The organism is Roseibium marinum, assembly GCF_002906165.1.
In the GTDB taxonomy this organism is placed as follows: Bacteria; Pseudomonadota; Alphaproteobacteria; order Rhizobiales; family Stappiaceae; genus Roseibium; species Roseibium marinum.
In genome coordinates, this window is the sequence record NZ_PPCN01000016.1 from 63,651 (window position 1) to 88,358 (window position 24,708).

Here is a 24,708-nt window from a genome sequence, read left to right on the forward strand (position 1 = left end):
GCGATTTCAGGAGGGGAAGTCCTCGAATTGAGTGGTTATCTTGGCGTTCTATTGTTAATTTTCCTCTACTTTCAGACTTTATGTATGCGTAAATTTATCCTCCGCCAAAACTCTTAACCAGAGATCCGGCGACAAGGTTCCAGCCGTCGACGAGAACGAAGAAAATCAGCTTGAAGGGCAGGGAGATGACAACGGGCGGCAGCATCATCATGCCCATGGACATCAGGACGGAGGCGATCACGAGATCGATAATGAGGAACGGCAGGTACAAGAGGAAGCCGATTTCGAAGGCGCGCCTGAGTTCGGAAATCATGAATGCGGGAATCAGCGTGGCCATGGAAAGATCTTCCGGACCTTCCGGGGCTTCCTGACCTGAAAGTTCCTGGAAGAGGGCGAGGTCCTTTTCGCGAACCTGAGACAGCATGAAACTGCGGAACGGTTCCGAGGCGCGCTCGAAGGCCTGTTCGAATTCGATGTCTCCGTTGACCAGCGGCTCGACACCGGCGTCATAGGCCGCCTGCAGCGTCGGCATCATGATGAAGGCGGAGAGAAACAGCGCCAGGCTGACCATAACCATGTTGGGCGGGGCCGTCTGCAGTCCGATCGCGGACCGGAGCAGCGAGAGGACCACGACGATCCGCGTGAAGCTGGTCACCATCACGAGAATCGACGGAGCGAGCGACAGGATCGTCAGGAGGATGACGAGTTGTACCGCGCGTTCCGTCAGGCTGGCATCGTCGCCGAAGCCGACGGAAATTTCCTGGGCCACGGCAGGTCCTGCCACAAGGGCGAACAATGTTGCGGCGAAGGCCAGCAATGCGATCCATCCGTATCGCCGCAATGAACGTGTGTCGCGGGTCATCAGTTGGGCTGCCCGCCCAGCTCGTCCAGAATTTTGGCCATTTCTTCTTCAATCGGATTCTTGTCGCTCAGGCCAGCAGGCGGTTTGGCGGCCGGCTTGTCCCGGTCATCCCCGGGTTTGACGTCGGATGAAGGCTCTTCCGCCGGGGGGGCAGGGTTCACCAGCTCTTCAGGGCCTGCATTCTCCATCGCGGAGCTGTGTTCGTCCGGCGCGGGCCTTGCGGCGGGCTGCGGCGCGTCCACGGCAATGAGGTCATCCAGTTCAAGCACGATGTCTCTCTGGACGGGATCCTGGGATCCGGGGTTTTGGGCCGGGGTCGGGGAATCTGCTTGTGAGGGAACCTGCGCCGGTTCCGTTCCCGGGCCGGGAGGCGTGTCTGGAGCAAGCGTGATTACATCGGACAGATCACCGGAAGCGGAGGGTGCGGTCTCCTGAGGGCCGGTATCGACATTGGCGTCGCTTTCGGTGTTGCCAGCCGCCGGTCCGGTCTCCGGAAGGTCGGCGGCGGACATTGCGGCGCCGGCCGCGGCCAGAGCCGGGCGAACCGGGTCGTGCCGATGTTCGGGCTCAGCCTTCGCTTCGGAGCGCGACGTTTCGGCGGAAATGCGGGGCTCTGGGGAACCGGCACCCGCGCCATGCGGCGCCACGAGGGGTTCGATCCTTTGCGGCACCGTGTCTGACGGCTTCATCAGAGCTGTTTTGGCGCGTGCCGCCGGGCCGGACGCCGGTGGTGTGATCGAGTGACCGGCATAGGCGGGGCGCTCTCGCGATGCGAAGGAACGGGGCAGGGATGAGAGCTCCGAAGCAGGCTTGTCCGCAGAAGCCGCGGCGTCCTCACCCGATACGGCCGGTTCGGTCTTCACTTCCGGGGCCTTGCGGCCTCCGGCGGGGATGTCCTGCGCCGGAACCGGAGTTGCGGGAGCCCTTGCGAGAGTTCTGTTGAAGCCGTTCTGGGTTGCCGCCCGCAGAAGGTCGGCCGCGCGTGTCGAGCCGGTTGCGGCTTCGCTCTCCGTGTCCGCCGTGAGAGGCCTTGCCGCCGCCACGGGAGCCGATTTCGATTGTACCGGCCTGGGAAGAACAGGGCTCGCCTGCGTCTTTTCGGCCGCGGCGGGGACGGATGCGGCGGTTTCGCGAACGGCGGCCGGTCCGGCTTCGGGATCGGGATCGGAATACGCCACCGTGACAGGCGGCCTGACAGGTGCGGCCTGCGCCGCCAATGTTCCCGGTTCCGCGTCGGGGAGGCGGTCGTCCGGCCGGAAGGGAATGTCGGGGCCCGGCGCCATCGGCGACTTGATCTGACCGGGTCCGGCAAGTCCCGCGCCCGGATAGGTTCCAGGACGCGATGCGGTGAGCGGAGCGTTGCGGACGATGTTCTGTTCGACGACCACGTCGCTAGGTCCACCGACGAGGATCAGGTGCTCGATGTTGTCCCGCCGGATCAGAACGAGACGGCGCTTTGTGTCAATCGGCGCGCTGTCCATGACGGCAATCCGGGGCTGCCTGTTCCTGTTCTGAGGGGCATTGGTTCCCGTGAGTCGCTTGAGAATGAAAATGAACAGACCAAAAAGCAGCAGCACGACGGCAAGCGCCAGTATCACCGCGACCGCCTGGGTTACGCTCCCGCTCACATTGAAAGTGGTTTGAATCCAATTGTACATCTTGTCCTCGTGCAGCCCCTGCTTGCGATATCAGCGCGATTGCCGGTTACCTGGATTTTTTGCCTCAATTGGGGAGTGCCCCGCTTATCCCCAGTAAATCCAGAATTTGCACCGGCATCGTCCCAATGCCTCAAAGCTCTTTGTTTTTTCGCTTTTCATTGCCGCACATGCATCGGCCCTGGATGAAAGACTGATTGTCCCGCTTGCTGATCCGCTTCGAATCTCACTAGGTCTTGACGTTAACAGAAGCAGGCAAAATTTGCCCGCCATGAGCGGGGTTCAAATTGCGAAATGCAAAGGAATGTTGCTCTCTTCCACGGGTTTTTGAATGGGTTGCCTCATTTGTGCGAAGTTGGCGTTAACCTTTCATTAACTATTTACCCGGCAATCATTGCCCGGTTGGTTAACAAATGGTGAACTAAATGGCTGTGACGGACCTGCCGCTGTTCCAGGCGCTGAAATCGAAAATGCGATGGCACCAGGTGAGACAAGGTGTACTTGCCGAAAACATCGCCAATGCGGATACGCCGGGGTACGGGGCAAGGGAAGTCAAGGCCTACAGTTTCAAGGACCATATCGGCCGGGAAACTCTGTCGTTGACGACCGACACGACCCGGGTTGGTCATATCGCCGGAAACATATCGGGCACCAAGGACGCCAAGATCGAGACGCTGGATTCCTTCGAGGTCACGCCCAACGGCAACAGCGTCAACCTGGAAGAGCAGATGATGAAGATCACCGAGAACCAGATGGATTTCCAGGCCGCGACGAGCCTTTACACCAAGGGCATGGGCCTGATCCGGACCGCGTTGTCGAAAAGCGCATAGATCGGTTTTTCGGGGATAGCCCGAACGCAGTGCGTGCCGGGAGCGCGACGGTAGAGAATGAGACAAAAGGACCGATAACATGGACCTGATCAAATCGCTGTTTGTTTCGGCAAGCGGTCTGAAGGCGCAGAACGGGCGCATGCGGATCATCGCGGAGAATATCGCCAACGTGAATTCGACCGCCAAGACGCCGGAGGAAGAGCCTTACCGGCGGAAAATCCCGACCTTCAAGACCCAGTTCGACAGGGAACTCGGCGCGGAGAAGGTGGAACTGGGTCCGATCGCCGAGGACAAGTCCGACTTCAAGTCGGTTCACATGCCCGGACACCCGGCTGCCGACGAGAACGGATATGTGCTGCAGCCGAACGTGAACACGCTGATCGAAACCACCGATATGCGCGAGGCGCAGCGGTCCTACGAGGCCAATCTAAACGTTATCGAATCGACGCGGCGGATGCTGCAGCGAACCATCGACATCCTGCGGGCATAAACCCCGCGATCCAGGGAGTGGAGCTCATGTCCACCGCGTCAATTGCAAACAATGCCTATCAGATGGCCGCCCGGCTGCAGCAGCAGATGCCTGCCGCGGAAGACGCATCTCCAAAGGCGGAAACGGTCGATTTCGGCAAGATGGTGAGCGAGGCGGTCGAGACCATCGTCGACAAGGGTCAACAGGCGGACGACAAGGCCGTCGGGATGATCGAAGGCAAGGCGGATGTCGTCGACGTGGTTACCGCGATTGCCGAAACCGAAATTGCGCTGGAAACGATGGTGGCGGTCAGAGACCGTGTCATTTCCGCCTATGAAGAAATCATGCGGATGCCGATCTGACCCGATCTCGATCAACTTTTGGAGTGGCGGGGCTTCTTGGCGGCATTCAACTGAACGCAGGGTGCTCGGGAGAGGCGTGCGATGACAGGCGGTGAAGTTCTAGATCTTGCCCGCGAAGCAGTCTGGACGATGATCCTGGTGGCGGGGCCGATCATGGCTGTCGGCCTGCTTGTCGGTGTCGTCATCGCCCTGTTTCAGGCGCTGACGCAGATCCAGGAAATGACCCTGGTTTTCGTCCCCAAGATCCTGGCGATTTTCCTCACGCTTCTCATCACCCTGCCGTTCATGAGCCAGTTGCTGCAGGCTTTCATGGCGCGGGTGGCCGAGATGATCCTTACGACGAGCTAGGGTCTGTGGACAATAAGGATTTGGTCGAGGTTTGGATGCAAAACGCCCAGTTGAAGAAGCAAGGTCGCAGGAAGGGTGTTCCCTTTCAAGACATTGGGACGCCGAAATGGGCGTTTTGCGCCAAATCTCTTCGAAATCCGGCTCGCGCCGCGACCCAAACCTAATTGTCCACAGACCCTAGAGCGAAAGGTGATCCGGGAGGGAATATGACGGTTGAGCTCAATTTCCTGCCGGATGTCGTCGCAGCGTTCATGTTGATGTTCGCGCGCCTCGGCACGATGATCATGCTGCTTCCGGCACTCGGGGAAAGTTCCATCCCGATGCGGTTCCGTCTGACCATCGCTCTTGCACTGACGCTTGTCCTTTATCCTGTTGCCGGGCCGCAATATCCGGCCGAACTGACCGCCGATCCCATGCGTCTTCTTCTCCTGCTTGGCGGAGAACTCGCCATTGGTTTCGGAATTGGCCTGTGCGCCAGGATGATCACCTCCGTTCTGCAGATCGCGGGTGTCATTGTGGCGAACCAGTCCGGCATGGCCTTCGCGCTTGGAACCGATATCGCCAATGAAGGCCAGCAGGGCGCACTCTATGGCAACTTCCTGTCGATCCTTGGCATCACGCTGGTTTTCGTCACGGACAGCCACTATCTGGTGATTGCCGCGCTCTACGACAGCTTTGAGATCTTTCCGCCGGGAATAACGCCGCCTGTCGGCGACTTTTCGAAGAACGCGACCGAGACGGTCGCACATGTGTTCTCGATCGCGGCGCGCGTGAGCGCGCCTTTTCTGGTTGTCGGTCTCGTCTTCTATTTCGGTCTCGGCCTGCTCAACAAGCTGATGCCGCAGATGCAGATCTTCTTTATCGCCATGCCCGTGAATATCGCGATCGGGCTATTAATGTTCATGGTGCTGCTCACGACGATGATGATGTTCTATCTGGAACATTTTCAGCAGTCGCTCGGCAAATTCATATTGGGATAGCGCTTCGCAATGGCCGAAGGTAGCGACGACTCAGAAAAGACAGAGGACCCCACACAAAAGCGCCTGAAAGAGGCGCATGACAAGGGGGACGTTCCCAAATCGCAGGAAGTCAGCACCTGGTTCACCCTGGCCGGCGCCACCCTGATGATTGCCATATTCGCGCCTTCCACAACGGCCTTGCTCGGCGATCTGATGAAGGGCTACTTGGAACATTCCCATCAGATGCCCGTTGACGGCTACGCCCTGAAGGCGCTGTGGCGCGACACCGGACAATCGGTTGCGCTGATTGTCGGCGTGCCGCTGATTTCCCTCGTGCTGATGGCGGTCGCGGGAAACCTCATTCAGCACCAGCCGCTGTTCACCGCCGAGACGATCAAGCCCAAACTGTCGAAGATTTCACCGGCCTCCGGATTCAAGCGGCTGTTTTCGGCCGACAGCCTGGTGAACTTCACCAAGGGCCTGGTGAAAATCTCGGTTGTCGGCGCGGTCATGGTTGCCGTCATTTGGCCGCACCGGGACGAAGCCGACATCATGATCTTTTCCGACCCGTCCGTGATCCTGCCGGAAGCCCGGGTGCTGATCCTGCAGGTGCTGGCCGCCATCCTGGCGGTGATGACCGTTGTCGCGGGCGCCGATTTCGTCTACCAGCGCAACAAATGGTTCAACAAGCAGAAGATGTCGCTGCGCGAGGTCAAGGACGAATACAAGCAGACGGAAGGGGACCCGCTGGTCAAGGGCAAGATCCGGCAACTGCGTATGGAGCGCTCGCGCAAGCGCATGATGGCATCGGTTCCGCTGGCGACCGTGGTCGTCACCAACCCGACCCACTATGCTGTGGCGCTGAAATATGAAGACGGCATGGGCGCGCCGCTGTGCCTTGCCAAGGGAACGGACGCGGTCGCGCTCAGAATCCGGGAAGTGGCAAAGGAAAACGAGATTCCGGTGATCGAGAATCCGCCGCTGGCGCGGGCTCTTTACGCCACGGTCGACATCGATCAGGACGTGCCCGAGGAACATTACAAGGCTGTTGCGGAAGTCATCGGATTCGTCTTCCGCATGCGCCGGCGGGCGGCCTGGCGGGGGAAATAATCCCTAAAGGGTGGTTCACCGGTTGATTCCCGGGTCAAACAGGTGAATTTCAACAGGACTTGCCTTCATATAAGTTGAAATTGGCACCCAAGCACAGAATGCTTGGAAACGGCCCGTTCAAAAACCGAATCGGGCCGGGGAGACAAGACGGATGAGTGACATGGACGGAACGCCGAGCGGGCCGATGATCAGCCGGCCGGAGCGTTCCGGGAATATAGGCCTGCTGATAGGTCTTGCGCTATTGCTCGTCGGCGCGGCTGCTGCCTTCGCGGTCATGGACCGGGATGTCGCGCAGCCGTTCATACTTGCGCTGCTCGGCATTCTGGCCGTGGTCGGCGTGTTTTGCCTGTTCGCCGGCGCGATAGGCTTTCTGCGTCTGTCAGCCCGTCCGGGAGAAGCAAATCCGCTCGCCTCCGCTTTTGTCGACACTCTGGAAGACGGTGCCCTGATCACCGATCTGGACGGCCGTCTCGTCTATGCCAACAAGTCCTACGCGGATCTGACCGGCGCGGAAACCGCCGCCGACATTCGTGTGGTCGAACGTGTCTTTTCCTCCGACCCCGATGCGGCGGACGCGATCTTCCGCCTGTCACAGGCGATGCGCGACAGCCGCAGGGCGCAGGAGGAAATCCGCATGCCGGTTCCACTCGGGCGCGCGGAAGGCGCTGCCCGCTGGTACCGGGTGTCGGTGCGTCCGCTTCAGGTGCCGAAGGAGCGCGGCGGCGGCAAGCCGATGGCCGTCTGGCAACTCGCCGACATCACCCGCGACCGCGCCGAGCAGGAAAACTCCTTTCAGGAACTGCAGCGCGTCATCAATTTCCTCGACCATGCCCCTGCCGGTTTCTTCTCCTGCGACGGGGAAGGCCGGCTTGTCTATCTGAACGCGACGCTTGCCGACTGGCTCGGCTATGACCTTGCCCAGTTCGACGCCGGCGATCTCGACCTGTCGAGCATCGTGCGCGGCGACGGCACGGAGCTTATCCGCTCGCTCAAGGGGCAGGCGGGAGAGGTCAAGAGCGAGACTTTCGATCTCGATTTCGTCACCCGCAACGGGCGCGGACTGCCTGTGCGTCTGCTGCACCGGGTGCCATTCGGGGAAAACGGCCAGCCGGGCGACAGCCGCACGCTGGTGCTCAACCGCTCGCGCGGCGAGGAGGTTTCCGAAGCCCTCAGGGCGGCGGAAGTCCGTTTCGCGCGCTTCTTCAACAACACGCCCATCGCGATTGCCTCGCTGGACAAGGAAGGCAGGGTTCTCAGGACCAACGCGCCGTTCCTGAAGCTGTTCGGGGCGGTCGATACGGATGACGAGTCGCCGAAGCTGGAAGCTTATGTGGCCGACAGCGGCCGCGAGCTTCTTGCCAGGGCCCTGTCCGCCGCCTCCAACGGGATCGGCGAGATCGCGCCGATCGACATTCCGCTGGTCAAGGGCAACGACCCGCGCTCGGCCACCTTTTATGTCTCCGCCGTCCAGGAAGGCGAAGGCGACGGGGAGGCGGCAATCGTCTACGCGCTGGAAACCACCCAGCAACGCGCCCTTGAAGCCCAGTTCGCGCAAAGCCAGAAGATGCAGGCGATCGGCCAGCTCGCTGGCGGTGTCGCCCATGACTTCAACAACGTCCTGACGGCGATCATCGGCTTCTCCGACCTGCTGCTGGCGAGCCATCGGCCGACCGATCCGTCCTTCCAGGACATCATGAACATCAAGCAGAACGCTAATCGCGCCGCCGGTCTCGTGCGGCAGTTGCTGGCCTTCTCCCGCCGCCAGACCCTGCGGCCGCAGCAGCTTGAGCTCAATGACGTTCTGGCGGATCTGTCCATCCTGCTCGACCGCCTGCTGGGCGAGAAAGTTGAGCTGAAGGTGATCCACGGCCGGGACCTGTGGCCGGTCATGGCGGATCTCAACCAGCTGGAACAGGTGATCGTCAACCTGGCGGTGAATGCGGGCGACGCCATGGCCGATGGCGGCCGGCTGACGATCCGCACCCGCAACGTGTCGGAAGCCGAGAGCACCCAGTTCGACAACGTGCGCGGCATGCCGCCGGGCGAATATACGCTGGTGGAGGTCGAGGATACCGGCCACGGCATGCCAGCGGACATCATGGAGAAGATCTTCGACCCGTTTTTCTCCACCAAGGAAGTCGGCAAGGGTACGGGCCTCGGCCTGTCGACCGTTTACGGCATCGTCAAGCAGACTGGCGGTTTCGTCTTCTGCACCTCGGACGTCGATGTGGGAACCACCTTCCGCCTGTTCCTGCCGCGCCACATTCCGCAGTTCGTGGAGGAAAAGAAGCCCGAACCGAAGGAAAGAGAGCCGGAAAAGGTCGCCGACCTCACCGGTTCCGCCTCCATCCTTCTTGTGGAGGACGAGGAGGCCGTGCGCGCCTTCGGCGCCCGCGCGCTCGCCTCGCGCGGCTACACCGTCTACGAGGCCGCGTCCGGCAACGAGGCGCTGGAGGTGATGGAGGAGACGGACGGAAAGATCGATCTCGTCGTCTCCGACGTGGTGATGCCGGAAATGGACGGTCCGACCCTGCTCGTCGAGCTGCGCAAGACCCACCCGGACCTGAAGATCATCTTCGTCTCCGGTTACGCGGAAGACGCGTTTGAGGAAAACCTGCCGCCGGGCGAGAAATTCTTCTTCCTGGCCAAGCCGTTCACGCTGAAACAGCTGGCGACGACGGTGAAGGATGTCCTCAACGGGTAGGGGTATCGTTCTTGGCCGCGAGAGATCTTCAAACCGGTTATCGGCGGTCTCCGGAAAGCAGTCAGTCGCTCACCAGCCCGCCATGGCGAAATAGAAAACGTAAAACACCACCCAGAGCGCAAGGCTGAGCGCCACTTTGGCGCCCATTGACAGTCTCTCCCCGGCCAACCGCGACAGCGCCCAAGTAGCCATGCACACAACCACGAACCTGGGCAACCGGGCGAGTGGGGACAGTAGGGCGAAGACCCAAAGGCTGGTGCCGTTCATTCCGGCTTCGGCTGCGAAGATCTTGTAGGGCACGCCGGAAAAGGCGCCGCGCAGCATACCCTGAAAGAGGCCGCTTTCCAGATACAGCTGGACGGTGGCGAACGTATTTTCCGAGATGCCGGGCACCTGGAGCAGCACCGAACGGCTTGTGTGGGGTGCGTAGTGCGCGCAGGTCCATATCAGGGCGCCGCCAACGGCAGCCGCGAGCGCCGCTACCAAGGCGGCACAAAGTGCTCTTTTGAGGGACCTCAGCGCCAGGCCGGTCAGCAGCACGTCCGGGACGACGAAAAACAGCGTCGCTTCGGCAAAGCCCCAGAGGGCGGCAAGTGTCTTACTCCCAGGGCGCAAAGGTCTTTTCCGTGGAGAGCGCGGCGAAACGGTCCCGGAGTGTGTTCATGAACTGAATCCGGTTTCCCTCCCAGGTTATTGGTTCGCCTATAAAAATATCGCAGAAGAACGGCACCAGCAGGAAGGAACCCCTGGGCAGGGCCTTGCCCAGTCCGTGGGTGAAGACGGGCACCACGGGTGCCTGCGGAAAGCGTTCGGCCAGATAGGAGACGCCCTTCTTGAGATCGGTCATCTGCTCGGGCTCGCCGCGCGAGCCTTCCGGGAAAAGGATCAGGACCTTGCCGTCGCCAAGGGCGTCGTAACAGCCCTGCAGCGGATCCCGCGACCTGTCCTTGCCACCGCGTTCGACCGCAATGATGCCGAGCACATGCTCCGACAGCCAGGCCTTGATGGGCGAGGAGAAAAAGTAATCCGCCGCCGCGACCGGCTTGATGTCCTTCAGTTTCGTGAGCGGCATCAGAGCCATCAGCACCATCGTGTCCAGATGGCTGTTGTGATTGGCGACGATGATCGCCGGACCTTTCACCGGAAGCTGCTCCTTGCGGCGGACATTCAGCCCGAGGAGAAACAGGATCGCGATCCTGACGAAAATGTAGAAGGCTTTCTGGAGCATCAGGTGGCGCCTTTCGGCGTGGCACAGCATTGAGGGAGAATTCCGTTCAATAGTCCGATCGCCGGGTTCTCAGCTGCCGCCCCGGCCTCGCGCCGGGGCCATTCCCCTGGATCCTTCGCAGCCGGTCCCGGGTCGAGTCCGGGACAGCACTGTGGGCCTGCAGTCGAGATGGACCTGGAAGCGTTCATTCTCATGTCAACCGGCTCCTAATAGTAGAAATACCGGGTGAAGTGGAAGAACAGCGGGGCGGTGTAGGTGAGGCTGTCGATGCGGTCGAGAATGCCGCCGTGGCCGGGGATCAGGCTGCCGGTGTCCTTGACGCCGAGATCGCGTTTCAGGGCGGAGACGGTGACATCGCCGACGAAACCGGCAACGGGAATGAGCAGGCCGGCCACCGCAGCATGGGCCATGTCGAAGGGCGTGACCAGCGGGGCGGTCAGGAGCGCGAGCACGAAGGTGGTGGCGACGCCGCCCAGAAAGCCTTCCCAGGTCTTGTTCGGACTGACGCCGGGGACGATCTTGCGGCGGCCGAGCAGCTTGCCCCAGGTATACTGGGCGACATCGTTGAACTGGGTCAGGAAGATCAGGAACAGCAGCAGACCGGGGCCGCCCGCGTCGTTTGCGGCGGTCGGCGGCAGGATCAGCAGAAAGGCCGCGTGGCTGATGGAAAAGACGCAAAGCATCAGGCCCCAGTTGAGCGTGCCGACAGACTTCAAAAATCCATCGGTCTGCTGGGTCAGCAGGCTGGCGAAGGGCAGAAACAGGAACATGTAGACCGGGATGAACACGGCGAACATGCCGTAGTAGCCGTCATAGACCCAGAAATACTGGACCGGGATCGAAAGATACGCCCAGAAGAGCACCCGCCGGTCGGCCCTGCGGGTCGGGATCATGGAGAAATATTCCTTCAGCGCCAGGAAGCTGATGAGCGCGAAGACGACGATGGAAAGCGTGTTGCTGACCAGAAACGAAATCGTGAAGATCGCCACCATGACCCACCAGCTGCGGGTGCGCGCGACGAGTTCGCTCATGTTTTTCGGCGAGCGTCTGGAAATCGCGTAGACGATCACGCTCGCCACGGCGAGGAGGCCCCAGATGCCGATCAGGGCCCAGTGGAGTGTCTGAAGGTTCATGCGGATCGCTTCTTTTCGATGGCCGCGCGGGCACGGTTCAAGATGGTGAGCGCGGCAAGGGCCAGCCCGGCGCCGAACAGGATCTGATAGGCGAGGGGACTGGTCAGTCCGAAGGCCATCAGCAGGCCGCACAGGCCGAAGAGCACCGCCCGGTCGCTCTTGCCGAAGGGGCCGTCATAGCGGCGGCTGGCGCCGATCTGGACACCGATGACACCGGTCATCTCGCCGATAACGGCAAGCACGACAAGCCCGACGACCAGTGTGCCGGAAACGAAAGGCAGGAGCGCGAAGGGCAGGTAGAGGGCGGCATCCGATAATACGTCGCCGAGTTCGTTGAGGACCGCGCCAAGATCCGACTTCTGGTCATGCTCGCGCGCCAGCATGCCGTCGATGGCATTGAGGCCCATGCGGATGAACAGGACGACCGGGAGCAGCAGCAGCGGCAGAAAAGCCCCTGCAAACAGCCAGAGCGCCAGCCCCTCCAGTACGGAAAGTCCCAGAGCGGCAAGCGTCACCTGATTGGCAGTGATGCCTGCTGCCGCTAGGCTGCGGCAAAGCGGGCGGAGCAGATCCTGAAAGCGGGATTTGAGCTGGTAAACGCTTGGCATTCAAAAATCCGAAGGTGTGGCGAAACAATACTTGAAAAGGCCGGAGCGACGCATCAACTGCTTTCAATTGCAGCGAAACAGAAGCGATATCGCGTATCGCGAGAGTAAGCACTTACAAGATGAAATCCAAGCCTTATCGGCTCCGAGGCGGCGTCGGCGCAGGTCTCTATCACTCAGTCTGCGTCCAGCCTTGGCGGCCTCGGCAGCAAGCCTATACGTTGAAGAAGAACAGCGAGGGGCCGAAGGACAAGCCTCTCCAATGACATCTGGCGGGCTACTACAAGTTCTACCATTGCCTGGCGCCGGAACCAAGGTAACGGAGAGAAATCCGAAGCAACGCTTCTGCGTTTGACCGGTGTCACCCCGCCGGGCCCGGCGCTTGTGTTACCGTGATGGAACGAATGCGCCGGTGCGGTGTTTGCCAGCTACCGAAACACAGGAAAACGCTCCGGCAGGCATAGTACCTGGCCTGGAATGCGTTCGTTCAAAAGGAGAAACAGATTGACGAAACCCTGTCCGGTGACAGGCAGATGCGGGACACATCAGTCCGGGGAGCGATTTCCGCGATGATCGATGCTATTCTGCTCACAACGCCGCGCGTCTCCACCTTCAACGGGGACCAGCATCTGACCAATGCGAGCGGCTTTTTCTTCCGGCGGGAAGACCGGCTTTTTCTGGTGACCAGCCGCCACGTCATGATCGACAAGGAGAGCGACCACCGTCCGACCCGTATCGAAATCGAGCTGCACAACAATCCGCAGAACCTTGCCGAGTCGATCGGGCTGTCGATACCGCTCTATCGTGACGGAACGAGCCTCTGGCGTCAGGGGACGGATACAGCCGGCGAGATTGATGTCGCGGTGATCGAGCTGGACAGGAGCGCCCTGCCTGAAGACCTGCTCTACCGTGTCTTCGGTCCCGAGCATCTGGTTGATCCGCAGGAGCAAGTCGAAGTCGGATCGTCGATCCTGGTGGTCGGTTTTCCGCTCGGCTTTCACGACACGCTGCACCATATGCCCGTGGTGCGGCAGGCGGTCATTGCCTCGTCGTTCGGGTTCCGCTTCGAGGGCATGGGCTACTTCCTGACCGATGGCCGTACCCATCGCGGCATAAGCGGCGCACCCGTGGTGATGCGCGCGCCTGACCTGGACGGCATGGAGGGCGATCTGCCATGGAAACTGCTCGGCGTTCATTCAGCGCGGCTTGACGTTGGAACGCGCGACATGGTGCTCGACGAAGCGCTGGGCCTGAACTGCGCCTGGTACGCGGACATCCTGCTGACACTGACGGAGGCTTGATCGGAAGCAGACCGGCCGCTTCGGCGGCCGGCTTCTTTTTAGCGGGCGTTTTGTGTCAGGAGGACAGCGGCGGACAGGTGCTGCCTTGTTCGGCGCGGGATTTCAGGCCCTGCAGGCTTTGCATGGTGTTCTGGTTGCCCGGCAGCACGAAACTCTGCTCCAGGGCGGTGCGCACATTGTTGATCACCGCGAGATCCTGAACCGCCAGCGTCTGGCAGGGCGTTCCGGTAAAGCGCACGCGGATGCGGATGACACGCTGGCCGTTGTCCGAAGGACCGAATTCTGAATCGAGCGCGGGATTTGCACCTGTCATCGGTCTTTCGAGCACGACCATGTTCGCCTCATTCTGCAAAACGACAGTGCCGCGTTCCTGCGCGCTGGAAACAAGCGCGGCGCGGACATCGGCCGGAGCGCCGGCGATGTTGACACTTTGGGCGCCGGCCGGAACATCGAGTTTCGGCTGATCGGGAAGGGCGGACCGCCGGCCTGAGCCGCTCTGACAGGCGGCAAGCGCGAGGGCGCAAAGGCTGATAACTAGAAGGTTCCGCATCTGCTTTCCCGAATTTGAATAGACCATAAACCGCTTTCCGCATTCTGGAACAAATTATCCGCGCTCAGGTCCCGGCGGGCAAGATGCTCTGTCACATTAAAACTGATCAACCGCTCTGCAATCAAATGGTTCCATATGAATGCAGCCTGATCCCGTGCCTAATTCCATAAAACAGTGTTTTCCGGCTTCTCAAAACGCAACCTGCCACACCTCTCCTAACGAAGCGTTGTGGCGGTAGAGGGGCGAAGTTCGCGCCTCGCCCGTGCGGTTAAAAATGATCGCCCGTCTTGAAGCCGCCGCCGCCAAATCCGCTGCCGCTTTTAAAACCTCCACCACCGAAACTGTCACCGGCGCCGGGGAAATTGCCGCCCGGTCCTCCGGATCCGCCGAAACCCCCCATGGATTTGGGCAGGCCGGTACCGTGCGGAAAGGCCACCTTGCGTCCGCGCGGCTTGCGTCTTTTGTGGGAGCGCTCGGCCCGGGCCCAGTAGTCGGCACCCGTGATCGCGCCCTTCACAAGCTCTCCCAGAAGGACTGTGGTGAGCTTGTTGTCGGAGAAGGTGGATTCCCAGCTGCCGTAGCCGCTGGACCTGAAGCGTTTGATGACGTCCGCAAGTTCCGTACGCCGCCGGCCGATATCGCGCTGCAGTTCACGGTCCTGGCGGATCTCGCGCGCTATCTGCTCGATCCGTTCCTTCAGATCCTCGATCCGCTGAACGATTTTTTCGTCTTCGGGTGAGGGGGTATCGAGAGCCGCGCGCCAGAGTTCGTTCAGGTCGTCGGCCTGCAGCGAAACGGACAGGTGTTCCTCCGCCTTCAGGAAATCGGCGTCTTCGCCTCCGGAAAACTCGGCAAGGGCGGTGGAGAGTGTTTCGATGCGCCTGTCCAGCTTGTCCAGATCGCCGTCGATGCGGTCGATTTCCTCGCTGTAATTTTCAATTGAACCGACAAGATCCGTGCCGGCCGCGTCTGTCATGGCGTTGCGGCTGAATTCGGCAAGCTTCGCCTGCTCCTGGCGGGCAATCTGCGCGCAGCGTTCCGCATGTCTTGCCATGCGTTCGGGAATGCCGGTGAGCATGGCGTAATTCGCGCGGGCGTCGTGAAAGCGGATAATGCCGGCGACCCAGCCGTCCAGGGAACGGACGAGACCCCGGTGACGGTAATCCGGGGTGCCGAAGCCACGCTGCCAAAGATAGATGAACAAGGGATCGTCGTCATAGGCCTTGCCCTTCTCGGCGCGGTCCCGTTCAGACGTCATCGCCTTGGTGGCGGCTGCTTCCGCTGTCGCAAGCGCCGCTTCGGTTGCCCGGTTCTGGGCCTGATAGGCGCTGTCGTTTTCAAGACGGCCGTCGACCGCCTCCATCAGCTCGTCCATCTGATTTTCGGCGGCGTCGCGGGCACTGTCCAGTTCGCCGCGCTTTTTGTGAAGCTGATTGCGTTCGCTCTCGCTCTGGCGGAGCTGTTCGCTCAGCACCTTGTAGTCGGCGCTGCGTTTGTCCAGAAGCCGGCGGGCTTCGCGCGCGGCGCTGTCCAGGCGGGTGTTCAGTGCACCGGCTGCATCTGAATCCAGACGGAAACGGGCGAGATCGCGATAAGCTTCACTCTGGCGTTCCTGCAGATCGGTGAGCGACCGCGTCGAACGTTCGATGCGCTTGCTGAGTTCAGCTTCCTCGCGGCGCAGGTCCTGCAAGGACTGTTCGATGGTGCCAAGCGTCTGGCGTCCGGTCAGCATGGGCTACCTTTCTCGAAGGGGAGGCGTCCGTTCCTGGCTGCTACCATTTCGTGATCGCTCCGTCCTGAACACCGCCGCGCCATTTGATATCCAGTTCCCCGCGCCGCTTCTGGCCAAGAACGCCCTTTTGCACGATGCCGTCTTCCATCTTGTCGCGGCGGACCGCGTTGTAGATGGTTTCCGACACGCGCTGACCCCATTTGTCGACCGTTTCCGCGGCGCTGCTTTCCTCAGACGCGATGCTGCGTTTGAGTATCTTGCCGTCCGGATCGATGGCTTCCACCACGATATAGTAATTTTCGGTGTCCGGATTGGCATCCGGAATACGGGTGATGCCGGTCGGGACGCCTTCGCGGGCGATGATGCGGACCTCGAAGACTTCCTGAAGCTGCGCGGCGAGCTGGCGCAGGTCTGCTTCCGCCTTGAAGGCGGCGTCGTTGCGGCCGTCGGCAAGCGCAAGGCGCCCGTCATCGGCCAGGCTGAGGGCCTTGCCCTCGACCTCCGCGTTTTCGGTCAGGGTGTCGATGCGGCCGACGAGTTCGCTATAGGTGTCCGGCAGGGACCGCAGCCGGGCCAGAAGATCGGCCTCGGCCCTCTGCGCGGGCAGGCTGACCAGGAAATACCAGGCGGCAACCGCCACCAGAAGCACGGCGGCGGCCCCGGCAAGCCATTTCGACCAGGTGGCGCGGGAAATATAGATCATCGCCAGCGTACGCTGGAAGCCCGCGGCCGGCGGGGTGTAGACGAAGCGGTCGCGTTTCAGATCCTCCACGCCCGCCTTGAGAAGGTGGTCGGGAACCTCGATCCCCTGCGCGGAATAGACCTGCCGCAGACGCTCGATCATCGCCGCGTCGCGGTCGTCCGCCTTCAGTTCCCGGGCGACCTGCCCTTCTTCGTGGCGCAGCGTGTCCACCACGTCCATCGCCATCATCAGATCGTCGAGAGGAGCGTCGGTCTTGCTAGCCATAAATGCGGTCTTCTCAAATCGGGCGGGCCGGAGAAAGTCCGGCCCGTCAATCCCTTCAGTCTAGAACATCCCGCGCCCGGGTGAACGCATAAAGTCCCGAACGTGAACCAACCTAGAGAGCTGATCCTTCAGCCGTCAATTTGGCGAGCCGCCGCTTGCCGTCTTCCACCGCGGTGCGGATCTCTTCGGAATTCTTCGTCGACATCTCCCGCATTTCGGAAATGATTTCCCGGGACTGGACCTGAAAGTTGACGACGGAATCGACGAGCTTCTTGACGGATGCGGCGGCGACCGTCGGGCCGTAGCCGGCCTTCAAGGCTTCCGTCTGGACCGCGTCGCCGATTTCCGCCAGGGTTTCCAGGCTCTTGTTGATGCCTTCCTTCATGGCGTTCAGCGTTTCGGTGGATTCGTGCAGGCCCTGCAGGCCGGTGAAGGAAGCATTGAGTGCGGTCAGGACAGACTCGTTGGTCGAGAAGAAGCTCACCGACTGCGCATAGACCCGTTCCTTGGCATTGGTGGTCTGCACCAGCCGCGCCATGATCACCTCGGAGGTATTGTAGCCGATGGTCAGGTTGTCGGAGAGATCCTTGGCGATCTGGTAGCGCTTTTCCTCGTCCTGCATCTCGCGCAGCTTTTCGTCGCGGGCAAGTTCCAGCCGGGCCTTCTGGGCCGCGTCGTCGCCCGTATAGGCTTCGACCTCGCCGGAGGCGGCGTTCAGCGTCGCCTGGGCACCCTCAAGTTTCGCCATGGCAATGTTGAGGAGTTCCAGCGCCGTGACTTCAGCCTGTTTCAGCGCGCCGCGAAAATCACGGTAGGCTTCCAGAATGGTCTGTTCGCGCTCGATCTGGTCCTTGGTGGCCCGGGCGACATCCTTGTAGGTGTCGCGGATGTCCGTGAAGCGGTCGGAGATCGTGCCCCGGCGCATGTCGCGCCACTTGTTGGCCAGGTTCTCGGTGAAGGAGATCCTGCCGTCGGCGAGCTGATCGACCAGGGCCTTGGCGTCGTCGCGGATGGAATCGAAAGCCTTGGTGACCTCTTCATAGCGCTCGCCGATATCCATCTGCTGCACCTGGGAGCGAACGACTTCGTTGAAGTTGGAAGCCTGTCCGAGAGTGCGCGTGATGACGAGCACCTTGTCCGGAGAAAGATCTGAAATCTGCTCAAGCAGCGCGTTGATCGGCGCGTCGGTCTCCGTTTCCGGCGTGATGCCGGCGTCGCGCAGCGTGGTGAGAGCGCGGTCGAGATACTGAAGCGGGGAAAAGCCGCCCGCAGGCGCTGCCGGGGTAACTGCTGTTGTGCCCGGGGTTTGCGGTACTGCCGCGTCTGTCATAACCGACCTCCTCGAAAGGACGGCGGCGATTTTTCCAGCGCTCTCGCGCGCCTGTGCCGCATCGTCCTGTTAACGAAATTATGCCGCAAGTTAGGGCAGGCTTACGCCGCCGTGTCAACGGCTTGGAACACAAAAGCCGGCATGGCCGGGGAAGGCGAACAATCCTTCACGGGTACCCATAGTCGGATTTTACGACATGTGTATATCCAAGCGGCGAGATAGGCTGAAAATTCCGGAGAAGCGGGACCACGGAGTCCGTCCGGCCGCCGGAGGCAAGCCGGGTGGCCGCATAGCGGGCACTGTCCTTTGGATTTGTTCGAAGAACTGTTTATCCTTCGGGTGTCAATAGGGCTATAGCCTTGGAAGAACACGTTCTTCAGGAAAAATACGTCAAAATTGGCTTTCGTTGGAAAAGAGAACGATCGTGACAGCAGACGCTGATCTAACCCAGCATGGTTTGAACATTTTCACGCGGATCAAAAGCGCCGTTCGTTCGGTTCTGGTTTCGGCCCTGATCCTCATGGCGCCGGCTGCCGGAACCGCCATAGGCCAGGAGAGCCAGGCCGGTGCCGCTCCCGAACCGCGAACGGCGGCACAATCGCTCTTCGACCGTGCGGTGACGGCTATCGAGGAACAGACCGTCACGGTGCAGACCCTGGTGCTGCTTCGCGAGCAACTGGTCAACGTGCGCGAAAAAAATTCCGCCATCATCCAGGGTGGAGATCTGGCGGCGGATCTGCTCTCCGCCCAGCTTGACAGCCTGGGCCCGCCGCCCGCGGACGGCGTGGAGGAGGCGGAGGATGTCGCGAGGCGCCGCGCTGAACTTCAGAACGCGCTGGCGGAGGCAAATGCGCCCATCCGGCAGGCAAGAGAGACCTTGCGGCATGTCGAAGTTCTCATTCGCGAATTGGACAAGCAGCTGCGATTGCGGAATTTACAGGAAATTCTGGAGCGGTATCCGTCACCGCTGGCAATCTCCACCTGGCAAAACGGTTTCGAGGAAATTTCAACGTTCCGGCTGCGCCTTTGGCGGGATATTCAAAGTGAACTGGCGCGGCCAAGCGTTTCCAAGCAGTTGAACCGGACGGGACCCATCGCGCTGGGTCTTGCCCTTTTCGGTATCGTGTTTCTGGTGTTCCTGCAATTTCCTCTTTCGCGGGTTCTGGTGCGCTATGCCGAACGCCGGCGTGGTGGCGTCAAGGGACTGATACTTGCGATCGCGAGCAATTTTACTTTCCTACTGCTGCCCGCGATCGGGGCGGCGGCACTGGTTGCGATCCTTCCGATCCTGGATATCCGCCCGAATGCGGTCAGGACGGTCGTGACTTCCCTGCCTATTCTGGCGTTTGTGATGATCATCGCCCATTGGCTGGGGCATACGCTGTTCGCCCCCGAACAGCAGCACTGGCGGCTGCTGGATCTGTCGGACCGCGAGGCACTGCGCGGGTTGCGTCTGTGTCAGGGGCTGGGCGTTTTTCTGGTGCTCGAGATCCTGCTGGAAGCGCTGGAGATCGATCACGCTTTCGGGGCGGCCGCCATTTCCGTGTTGTCGGCGCCGCTGATCTTCCTGGCAGCGGGCCTGCTCTGGCTTCTGGCCGGGACGCTCAGAAAAAACGAAGCCGCGACAAAACAGTCCGAGACGCCTGAGGACGAGGGAGCCGATGACGCGGCGGTACAGCCGAAGGATTCGGGATTTCTGCTGTTTTTATCCCTGCTGATGCGGGTGTCCGCCGTTCTGGCGGTTGCTGTCGTCCTTGCCGGATATGTCAAGCTTGCCCGGGTGGCGAGCATTCCGATGATCGTTACCGTGGCTCAATTGGGTTTCGGCTATCTGCTTTATCATCTGGCGCGGCAGATCTTTAACGCCGTGACTGACACGGAAGACACCGAGCGGGTCCCGATTTTCCTGTCGATCGGTCTGGTCTGCTTCCTGACACTTGTCTTTGCGCCGCTGATCGCTCTGACCTGGGGAGCGCGGCCGACGGATATCGTCGAAGTCTCGCGGGTCCTCTACAATGGCGTCCAATTCGGCGATATCCGGCTGTCTCTGGACTCCCTCATCATACTCGTCGCGGTGTTCGCACTGGGAGTCCTCGTCACGAGGTGGCTCCAGAACGTGCTGAAAACATCGGTTCTGCCGCAAACCCGGATGGATGCCGGCGCCAGGAACGCGGTATTGACGGGCGTCGGCTATGCCGGATTGACGCTGGCTATACTCGTCAGCGTTTCGACGGCGGGGTTGAACCTTTCCAGTCTTGCTGTCGTGGCCGGCGCGCTTTCCGTGGGCATCGGCTTCGGCCTGCAGACCATCGTGTCCAATTTCGTCTCCGGGATCATCCTTCTCATCGAGCGGCCGATCAAGGAAGGAGACTGGATCGAGGTGTCCGGGCAATCGGGATATGTGCGCAAGATCTCCGTCAGATCGACCCGGATCGAGACCTTCGACCGGCATGACGTCATCATCCCGAATTCGGACCTGATCGCCGGCACGGTCAAGAATATGACGCTGTCGAGCAAGACCGGACGGCTCATCCTGCCGGTTGGGGTGGCCTATGGCAGCGACCTGGAAAGGGTGAAATCGATTCTGCTGGATGCGGCCAGGGGCCATTCCACCATCGCGCGCTATCCAATGCCGTCCGTGCTGTTTGCCGGGCTTGGCGACAGTTCCCTCGATTTCGAGCTCAGATGCTATCTGAAAGACGTCGGAAACATTCTCACGACCCGGTCGGATCTCTATTTCACCGTCTACAACGAGCTCGGCAAGGCGGGCGTCGAGATTCCGTTTCCGCAGCGCGACCTTCACATCAAGGACATCGATCGGCTGGCCGCCGCCATCGAACGGCGCACTGGTGCGGGAGATCCGGCCTAACCGGTACCCGTAACAGCGCCCTGGCTCAAGCCAGCTCCACCGCGATCCGGGCGGCGAGCCGGGCATTGTTGCGCACAAGCGCGATGTTGGTCTCAAGGCTGCGGCCGCCGGTCAGGTCAAAAAGGGCACCCAGAACGAAGGGCGTCACCTCCTTGCCCCTGATGTTTTCCGCTTTCGCCTTGCGGATCGCCGTGTCGATATAACCGGCCATCTCGTCCTGCGGGATTTCATCGGCCTCCGGCACCGGATTGGCGATCAGTACGCCGCCGTGATCGGCAAACAGGGCGCGGGTCCTGAGGAGAGCCGCAATCTCCGCCGCCGAATTCAGCGAGTAGGGGGCCGGAAGACCGCTCGCGCGCGACCAGAAGGCTGGCAGCTCCTTTGTCCCGAAGGCGATGACCGGAACTCCTTTGGTTTCGAGCACCTCGAGGGTCTTTGGAATATCCAGAAGAGCCTTGGCGCCGGCGGAGACGACACAGACCGGCGTGCGGGCAAGTTCGTCGAGATCCGCGGAAATGTCGAAGCTGATCTCCGCGCCCTTGTGCACTCCGCCGATGCCGCCGGTGGCGAAAACCTTCAGTCCGGCCGCATGGGCGGCCATCATGGTGGCCGCGACCGTGGTGGCGCCGTAAAGGCCCGAGGCAAGAGCGAAGGTCAGGTCCGCGCGCGAGCATTTCATCACGTCTTCGGCCCGGGCCAGGCGGTCGAGATCGGCATCGCCCAGGCCTACCCTGATCCTGCCGTCCATTACGGCGATCGTTGCCGGAACAGCGCCCTCTGCGCGGATATCGGCTTCCACCCGGCGGGCGGTTTCGACGTTTTGCGGAAACGGCATGCCGTGGGTGATGATGGTGGATTCCAGCGCGACGACCGGTTTGTCCGCCGCCAGGGCGGCCCCCACCTCGTCATTACAGACGATCAGATCCTTGAGGGTGGCGGTTTCGGGATTTGTCACGGGAACGGGCCTTTCTGCCGGGACATGGCGGCGTTTCGGGAGATTGCCGGTCTTATAGGCGCCCCGAGGTGCGGCGCCAAGCGGTGGATTTGTCCATCTGGTCAAGTCGCGTTCAGCGCGTCCCAGGAGAGATCTGCCGCAAGTGCTCCTGTCGTGCGCAATGTCAGGGCAGCGGCGGAAAGGCCGAAGGGGACGGCCTCGGTCAAGGCATATCCTCTTGCCAGCGCCGCAAGGGTTCCCGCGGCGAGGGCGTCTCCGGCGCCGGTCACATCGACGATTTCGACCGGGGGCGGGGTGAACCGGGTCAGCAATCCGTCCTCCCGGACCAGTACCTCGGCCCGCCCGCCGGTCAGAACGAAACCGCGCAGTCCGGTTTCCGCGAGTGCTTGCGCGAGATCTTCTTGCGAGGCGTTCCGGGAGAAACCGGTGAGGGCGGCGGCTTCGCCGCTATTCAGAAGAAGGCAATCGAGGGCTCCAAGAACGGATTTCAACCGGGGTGCCTTGGCCTCGGAGACCGCATTGGCGACGATCCGCCGCCCGGCCAGCGTGGCTGTGACCCTCGCCAGCATCGGTTCAGGCAGGTTGGCGTCGAGAAACCAGAGCGTTTCCCGAGGCGCGCGGACGGTCAGGTCCTCAAGGATCGGGTCGAAAAGCTCCGCGGGGGCTTCGGACAATATCCGGTCGTCGACACAGGCGGCGGCAAGCGACCCGTCGGGATCGTGCAGCGCCAGATACTGACCGGTCGTCATCCCGTGCCGCGTCGCATGGACAAGGCCGAGGCCTTCGCCGGTCAGCCTGTCGACGAGCATCCGCGCGGCGCTGTCGTCTCCCAGGGCGCCGACGAGGCTCGTCTCGATGCCGAGCCGGCAAAGGGCGCGGGCAACGTTGGCGGCCACGCCGCCGGGCCTTGAGCTGAATGCCGCCGGCGTGGAGGTTTCACGGCGGACGGTTTCACCGGCATGGGCAATCGTGTCGAGATGGATTGCGCCTATCGAGATCACGGGTCGGGCGGAATTGGGAAACATCGTCAGACACATCCTCGCCGAGGCCTCCCGTGTTCCGATTTCAGACGAGGGACGCCCGGGCATTTCAAGATCGGCGGCCGGGTTTGCGGCCGGAGCGGTTTCCGGAGCGGGCTAGCAGATCAAGGCGGAGGCGGCAACCGCTTCTGCTATCGGGCAGTGATTCTCTGTCGGAAGACAAACCAAGGGCATGTTCCCGTTCTCTTCTTACGTTACGTAAGTTTTTAGTTTAACGACAGGAACATATTGGAAACAAATGGTCATTTCCATTTTGATACCAATCGGTTTCACCATGTTGCCAAATGAGAACAAAAAGTGTACAAAGGCTTTCATTGAAACGCCGCGTCCATCGTGGAATAAGGAGCGTGAGCCATGTCGCAAAGTACACTTCGTCTCGTAGAAAGCAGCCAGATGGATAAAACAAAGGCGCTGGATGCAGCGCTCAGCCAGATCGAAAGAGCCTTCGGCAAGGGTTCCATCATGAAGATGGGCCAGGGTCAGGTCGTTGAGGTTCAGTCGGTCTCGACCGGATCGCTGGGCCTGGATATAGGGCTCGGGATCGGCGGCCTGCCGCGCGGCCGTGTCGTCGAGATTTACGGCCCGGAATCCTCCGGAAAAACCACGCTGTCGCTGCATGTGATCGCCGAGGCCCAGAAGCCCGGCGGCATCTGCGCGTTCATTGACGCCGAACATGCGCTGGATCCGATTTACGCGCGCAAGCTGGGCGTCGATATCGACAATCTGCTGATTTCGCAGCCCGATACCGGAGAGCAGGCACTTGAGATCGCCGATACGCTCGTGCGTTCCGGGGCAATCGACGTGCTGGTCGTCGACTCCGTCGCGGCCCTGACCCCGAAGGCGGAGCTGGAAGGGGAGATGGGCGACAGCCTGCCTGGCATGCAGGCGCGGCTGATGAGCCAGGCGCTGCGCAAGCTCACCGCTTCGATTTCCAAGTCGAAATGCATGGTGATCTTCATCAACCAGATCCGCATGAAGATCGGCGTGATGTTCGGTTCGCCGGAAACGACGACCGGCGGCAACGCGCTGAAATTCTACGCCTCCGTCCGTCTCGATATCCGCCGTATCGGCGCGATCAAGGACAAGGACGAGGTGATCGGCAACCAGACCCGCGTGAAGGTGGTGAAGAACAAGCTGGCGCCTCCCTTCCGTCAGGTCGAATTCGACATTATTTACGGCGAAGGCATTTCCAAGACAGGTGAACTGGTTGACCTGGGCGTCAAAGGCAACATTGTTGAAAAATCCGGAGCGTGGTTCTCCTATAACAGTCAGCGACTGGGGCAGGGCCGTGAAAACGCCAAGCTGTTCCTGAAAGAAAATCCGGAAATCGCCGATGAGATCGAACTTGCCATCCGGCAGAATGCCGGTCTGATCGCGGAAGCGATCATCGATCCGGACGCCGTCTCGGAAGATGTCTCGGAAGACAGCGCGGAATAAAGGATTTTCCCGCATTCATGCGATCGCTCCTGAATGCAGTCCGACTGGGGCATTTCGCGTAGGTGAAGTGAGTGTTCCACAAGATGCATTCCAATCCGGTCCGCTATGCCAAGCTCTTCAAGGGCCCTCTTCCGTTTTGCCGGGAGAGGGCCTTTGGTTTTCAGGGCAATCGCCGGATCGAAGCCGATGCGCCCGCTTTGCCGCGGGTTTGCGTGACCGTGTCCGCGCGCAACCGCTGGACAGGGTTGGAGGTCAAAGTTAA

The 24,708-nt window shown here is 61.1% G+C and carries 22 protein-coding genes; 10 read left to right on the forward strand and 12 right to left on the reverse strand.

Features of this window, described 5'->3' with window-relative positions; genetic code table 11:
- Positions 1 to 94 precede the first annotated feature (94 nt).
- Together fliP and CLV41_RS24930 are read right to left on the reverse strand one after the other, a co-directional pair.
- The gene (gene fliP / locus CLV41_RS24925) at positions 95 to 862 is read right to left on the reverse strand and encodes a flagellar type III secretion system pore protein FliP (RefSeq protein WP_103225198.1); all 768 of its coding nucleotides are present in this window, start codon (positions 860 to 862) and stop codon (positions 95 to 97) included.
- Positions 862 to 2,520, reverse strand: a complete 1,659-nt coding sequence (locus CLV41_RS24930; protein WP_103225199.1) for a flagellar biosynthetic protein FliO — start codon at positions 2,518 to 2,520, stop codon at positions 862 to 864. The genes fliP and CLV41_RS24930 overlap by 1 nt, the downstream gene beginning before the upstream one ends.
- Before the next feature lie 422 nt (positions 2,521 to 2,942).
- On the opposite strand from CLV41_RS24930, the gene flgB reads away from it, so the two are divergent.
- From flgB to cckA, 7 genes are all read left to right on the forward strand, one after another.
- Positions 2,943 to 3,347 carry a flagellar basal body rod protein FlgB gene (gene flgB, locus CLV41_RS24935; RefSeq protein WP_103225200.1) on the forward strand — a complete coding sequence of 135 codons (405 nt, stop codon included), beginning with the start codon at positions 2,943 to 2,945 and terminating at the stop codon, positions 3,345 to 3,347.
- A 79-nt stretch (positions 3,348 to 3,426) separates the two neighbouring features.
- The gene (gene flgC, locus CLV41_RS24940; RefSeq protein WP_103225201.1) at positions 3,427 to 3,837 is read left to right on the forward strand and encodes a flagellar basal body rod protein FlgC; all 411 of its coding nucleotides are present in this window, start codon (positions 3,427 to 3,429) and stop codon (positions 3,835 to 3,837) included.
- A gap of 26 nt (positions 3,838 to 3,863) precedes the next feature.
- Positions 3,864 to 4,178: a flagellar hook-basal body complex protein FliE gene (locus tag CLV41_RS24945; protein WP_103225202.1), complete on the forward strand. Its 315-nt coding sequence runs from the start codon at positions 3,864 to 3,866 to the stop codon at positions 4,176 to 4,178.
- Positions 4,179 to 4,259: 81 nt separating this feature from the next.
- Positions 4,260 to 4,526 carry a flagellar biosynthesis protein FliQ gene (gene fliQ, locus CLV41_RS24950; RefSeq protein WP_103225203.1) on the forward strand — a complete coding sequence of 89 codons (267 nt, stop codon included), beginning with the start codon at positions 4,260 to 4,262 and terminating at the stop codon, positions 4,524 to 4,526.
- 206 nt (positions 4,527 to 4,732) lie between these two features.
- Positions 4,733 to 5,506, forward strand: a complete 774-nt coding sequence (fliR, locus tag CLV41_RS24955) for a flagellar biosynthetic protein FliR (protein ID WP_103225204.1) — start codon at positions 4,733 to 4,735, stop codon at positions 5,504 to 5,506.
- A 9-nt stretch (positions 5,507 to 5,515) separates the two neighbouring features.
- Complete coding sequence (gene flhB / locus CLV41_RS24960; RefSeq protein ID WP_103225205.1) at positions 5,516 to 6,595, forward strand: flagellar biosynthesis protein FlhB; 1,080 nt, start codon at positions 5,516 to 5,518, stop codon at positions 6,593 to 6,595.
- 151 nt (positions 6,596 to 6,746) lie between these two features.
- Positions 6,747 to 9,299 (forward strand): cell cycle histidine kinase CckA, encoded by a 2,553-nt coding sequence (gene cckA / locus CLV41_RS24965; protein ID WP_103225206.1) that lies wholly within the window; start codon positions 6,747 to 6,749, stop codon positions 9,297 to 9,299.
- 69 nt (positions 9,300 to 9,368) lie between these two features.
- Here cckA and CLV41_RS24970 read toward each other — a convergent pair whose 3' ends face one another.
- The 4 genes from CLV41_RS24970 to CLV41_RS24985 form a co-directional block, all read right to left on the reverse strand.
- A complete protein-coding gene (locus CLV41_RS24970; protein WP_103225207.1) occupies positions 9,369 to 9,914 on the reverse strand; it encodes a hypothetical protein in 546 nt (181 codons plus the stop codon).
- Positions 9,898 to 10,527, reverse strand: a complete 630-nt coding sequence (locus CLV41_RS24975) for a lysophospholipid acyltransferase family protein (protein WP_103225230.1) — start codon at positions 10,525 to 10,527, stop codon at positions 9,898 to 9,900. Before CLV41_RS24975 ends, CLV41_RS24970 begins: the two co-directional genes overlap by 17 nt.
- Before the next feature lie 206 nt (positions 10,528 to 10,733).
- On the reverse strand, positions 10,734 to 11,660 hold the full coding sequence (locus tag CLV41_RS24980) for a phosphatidate cytidylyltransferase (protein WP_103225208.1): 927 nt from the start codon (positions 11,658 to 11,660) through the stop codon (positions 10,734 to 10,736).
- A complete protein-coding gene (locus tag CLV41_RS24985) occupies positions 11,657 to 12,268 on the reverse strand; it encodes a CDP-alcohol phosphatidyltransferase family protein (RefSeq protein ID WP_103225209.1) in 612 nt (203 codons plus the stop codon). The genes CLV41_RS24980 and CLV41_RS24985 overlap by 4 nt, the downstream gene beginning before the upstream one ends.
- A gap of 566 nt (positions 12,269 to 12,834) precedes the next feature.
- Here CLV41_RS24985 and CLV41_RS24990 point away from each other — a divergent pair.
- On the forward strand, positions 12,835 to 13,566 hold the full coding sequence (locus tag CLV41_RS24990) for a S1 family peptidase (protein WP_103225231.1): 732 nt from the start codon (positions 12,835 to 12,837) through the stop codon (positions 13,564 to 13,566).
- Between the two features lie 55 nt (positions 13,567 to 13,621).
- On the opposite strand, the gene CLV41_RS24995 is transcribed toward CLV41_RS24990, so the two are convergent.
- The 4 genes from CLV41_RS24995 to CLV41_RS25010 all read right to left on the reverse strand — a co-directional run bounded on the left by CLV41_RS24995 (position 13,622) and on the right by CLV41_RS25010 (position 18,145).
- Complete coding sequence (locus CLV41_RS24995) at positions 13,622 to 14,116, reverse strand: hypothetical protein (RefSeq protein WP_103225232.1); 495 nt, start codon at positions 14,114 to 14,116, stop codon at positions 13,622 to 13,624.
- Positions 14,117 to 14,384: 268 nt separating this feature from the next.
- Positions 14,385 to 15,848: a coiled-coil domain-containing protein gene (locus CLV41_RS25000; protein ID WP_103225210.1), complete on the reverse strand. Its 1,464-nt coding sequence runs from the start codon at positions 15,846 to 15,848 to the stop codon at positions 14,385 to 14,387.
- Between the two features lie 40 nt (positions 15,849 to 15,888).
- On the reverse strand, positions 15,889 to 16,815 hold the full coding sequence (locus tag CLV41_RS25005; RefSeq protein ID WP_103225211.1) for a DUF6384 family protein: 927 nt from the start codon (positions 16,813 to 16,815) through the stop codon (positions 15,889 to 15,891).
- 112 nt (positions 16,816 to 16,927) lie between these two features.
- Positions 16,928 to 18,145 (reverse strand): cell surface protein, encoded by a 1,218-nt coding sequence (locus CLV41_RS25010; protein WP_103225212.1) that lies wholly within the window; start codon positions 18,143 to 18,145, stop codon positions 16,928 to 16,930.
- Positions 18,146 to 18,569: 424 nt separating this feature from the next.
- Between CLV41_RS25010 and CLV41_RS25015 the strand changes: the two genes are divergently transcribed.
- Positions 18,570 to 21,014 (forward strand): DUF3772 domain-containing protein, encoded by a 2,445-nt coding sequence (locus CLV41_RS25015; protein ID WP_208987719.1) that lies wholly within the window; start codon positions 18,570 to 18,572, stop codon positions 21,012 to 21,014.
- A 25-nt stretch (positions 21,015 to 21,039) separates the two neighbouring features.
- On the opposite strand, the gene CLV41_RS25020 is transcribed toward CLV41_RS25015, so the two are convergent.
- Together CLV41_RS25020 and CLV41_RS25025 are read right to left on the reverse strand one after the other, a co-directional pair.
- Positions 21,040 to 21,969, reverse strand: a complete 930-nt coding sequence (locus tag CLV41_RS25020; RefSeq protein WP_103225213.1) for a pseudouridine-5'-phosphate glycosidase — start codon at positions 21,967 to 21,969, stop codon at positions 21,040 to 21,042.
- 101 nt (positions 21,970 to 22,070) lie between these two features.
- Positions 22,071 to 22,994, reverse strand: a complete 924-nt coding sequence (locus CLV41_RS25025) for a PfkB family carbohydrate kinase (RefSeq protein ID WP_208987720.1) — start codon at positions 22,992 to 22,994, stop codon at positions 22,071 to 22,073.
- 369 nt (positions 22,995 to 23,363) lie between these two features.
- On the opposite strand from CLV41_RS25025, the gene recA reads away from it, so the two are divergent.
- Positions 23,364 to 24,446: a recombinase RecA gene (gene recA, locus CLV41_RS25030; protein WP_103225215.1), complete on the forward strand. Its 1,083-nt coding sequence runs from the start codon at positions 23,364 to 23,366 to the stop codon at positions 24,444 to 24,446.
- Positions 24,447 to 24,708: the final 262 nt, after the last annotated feature.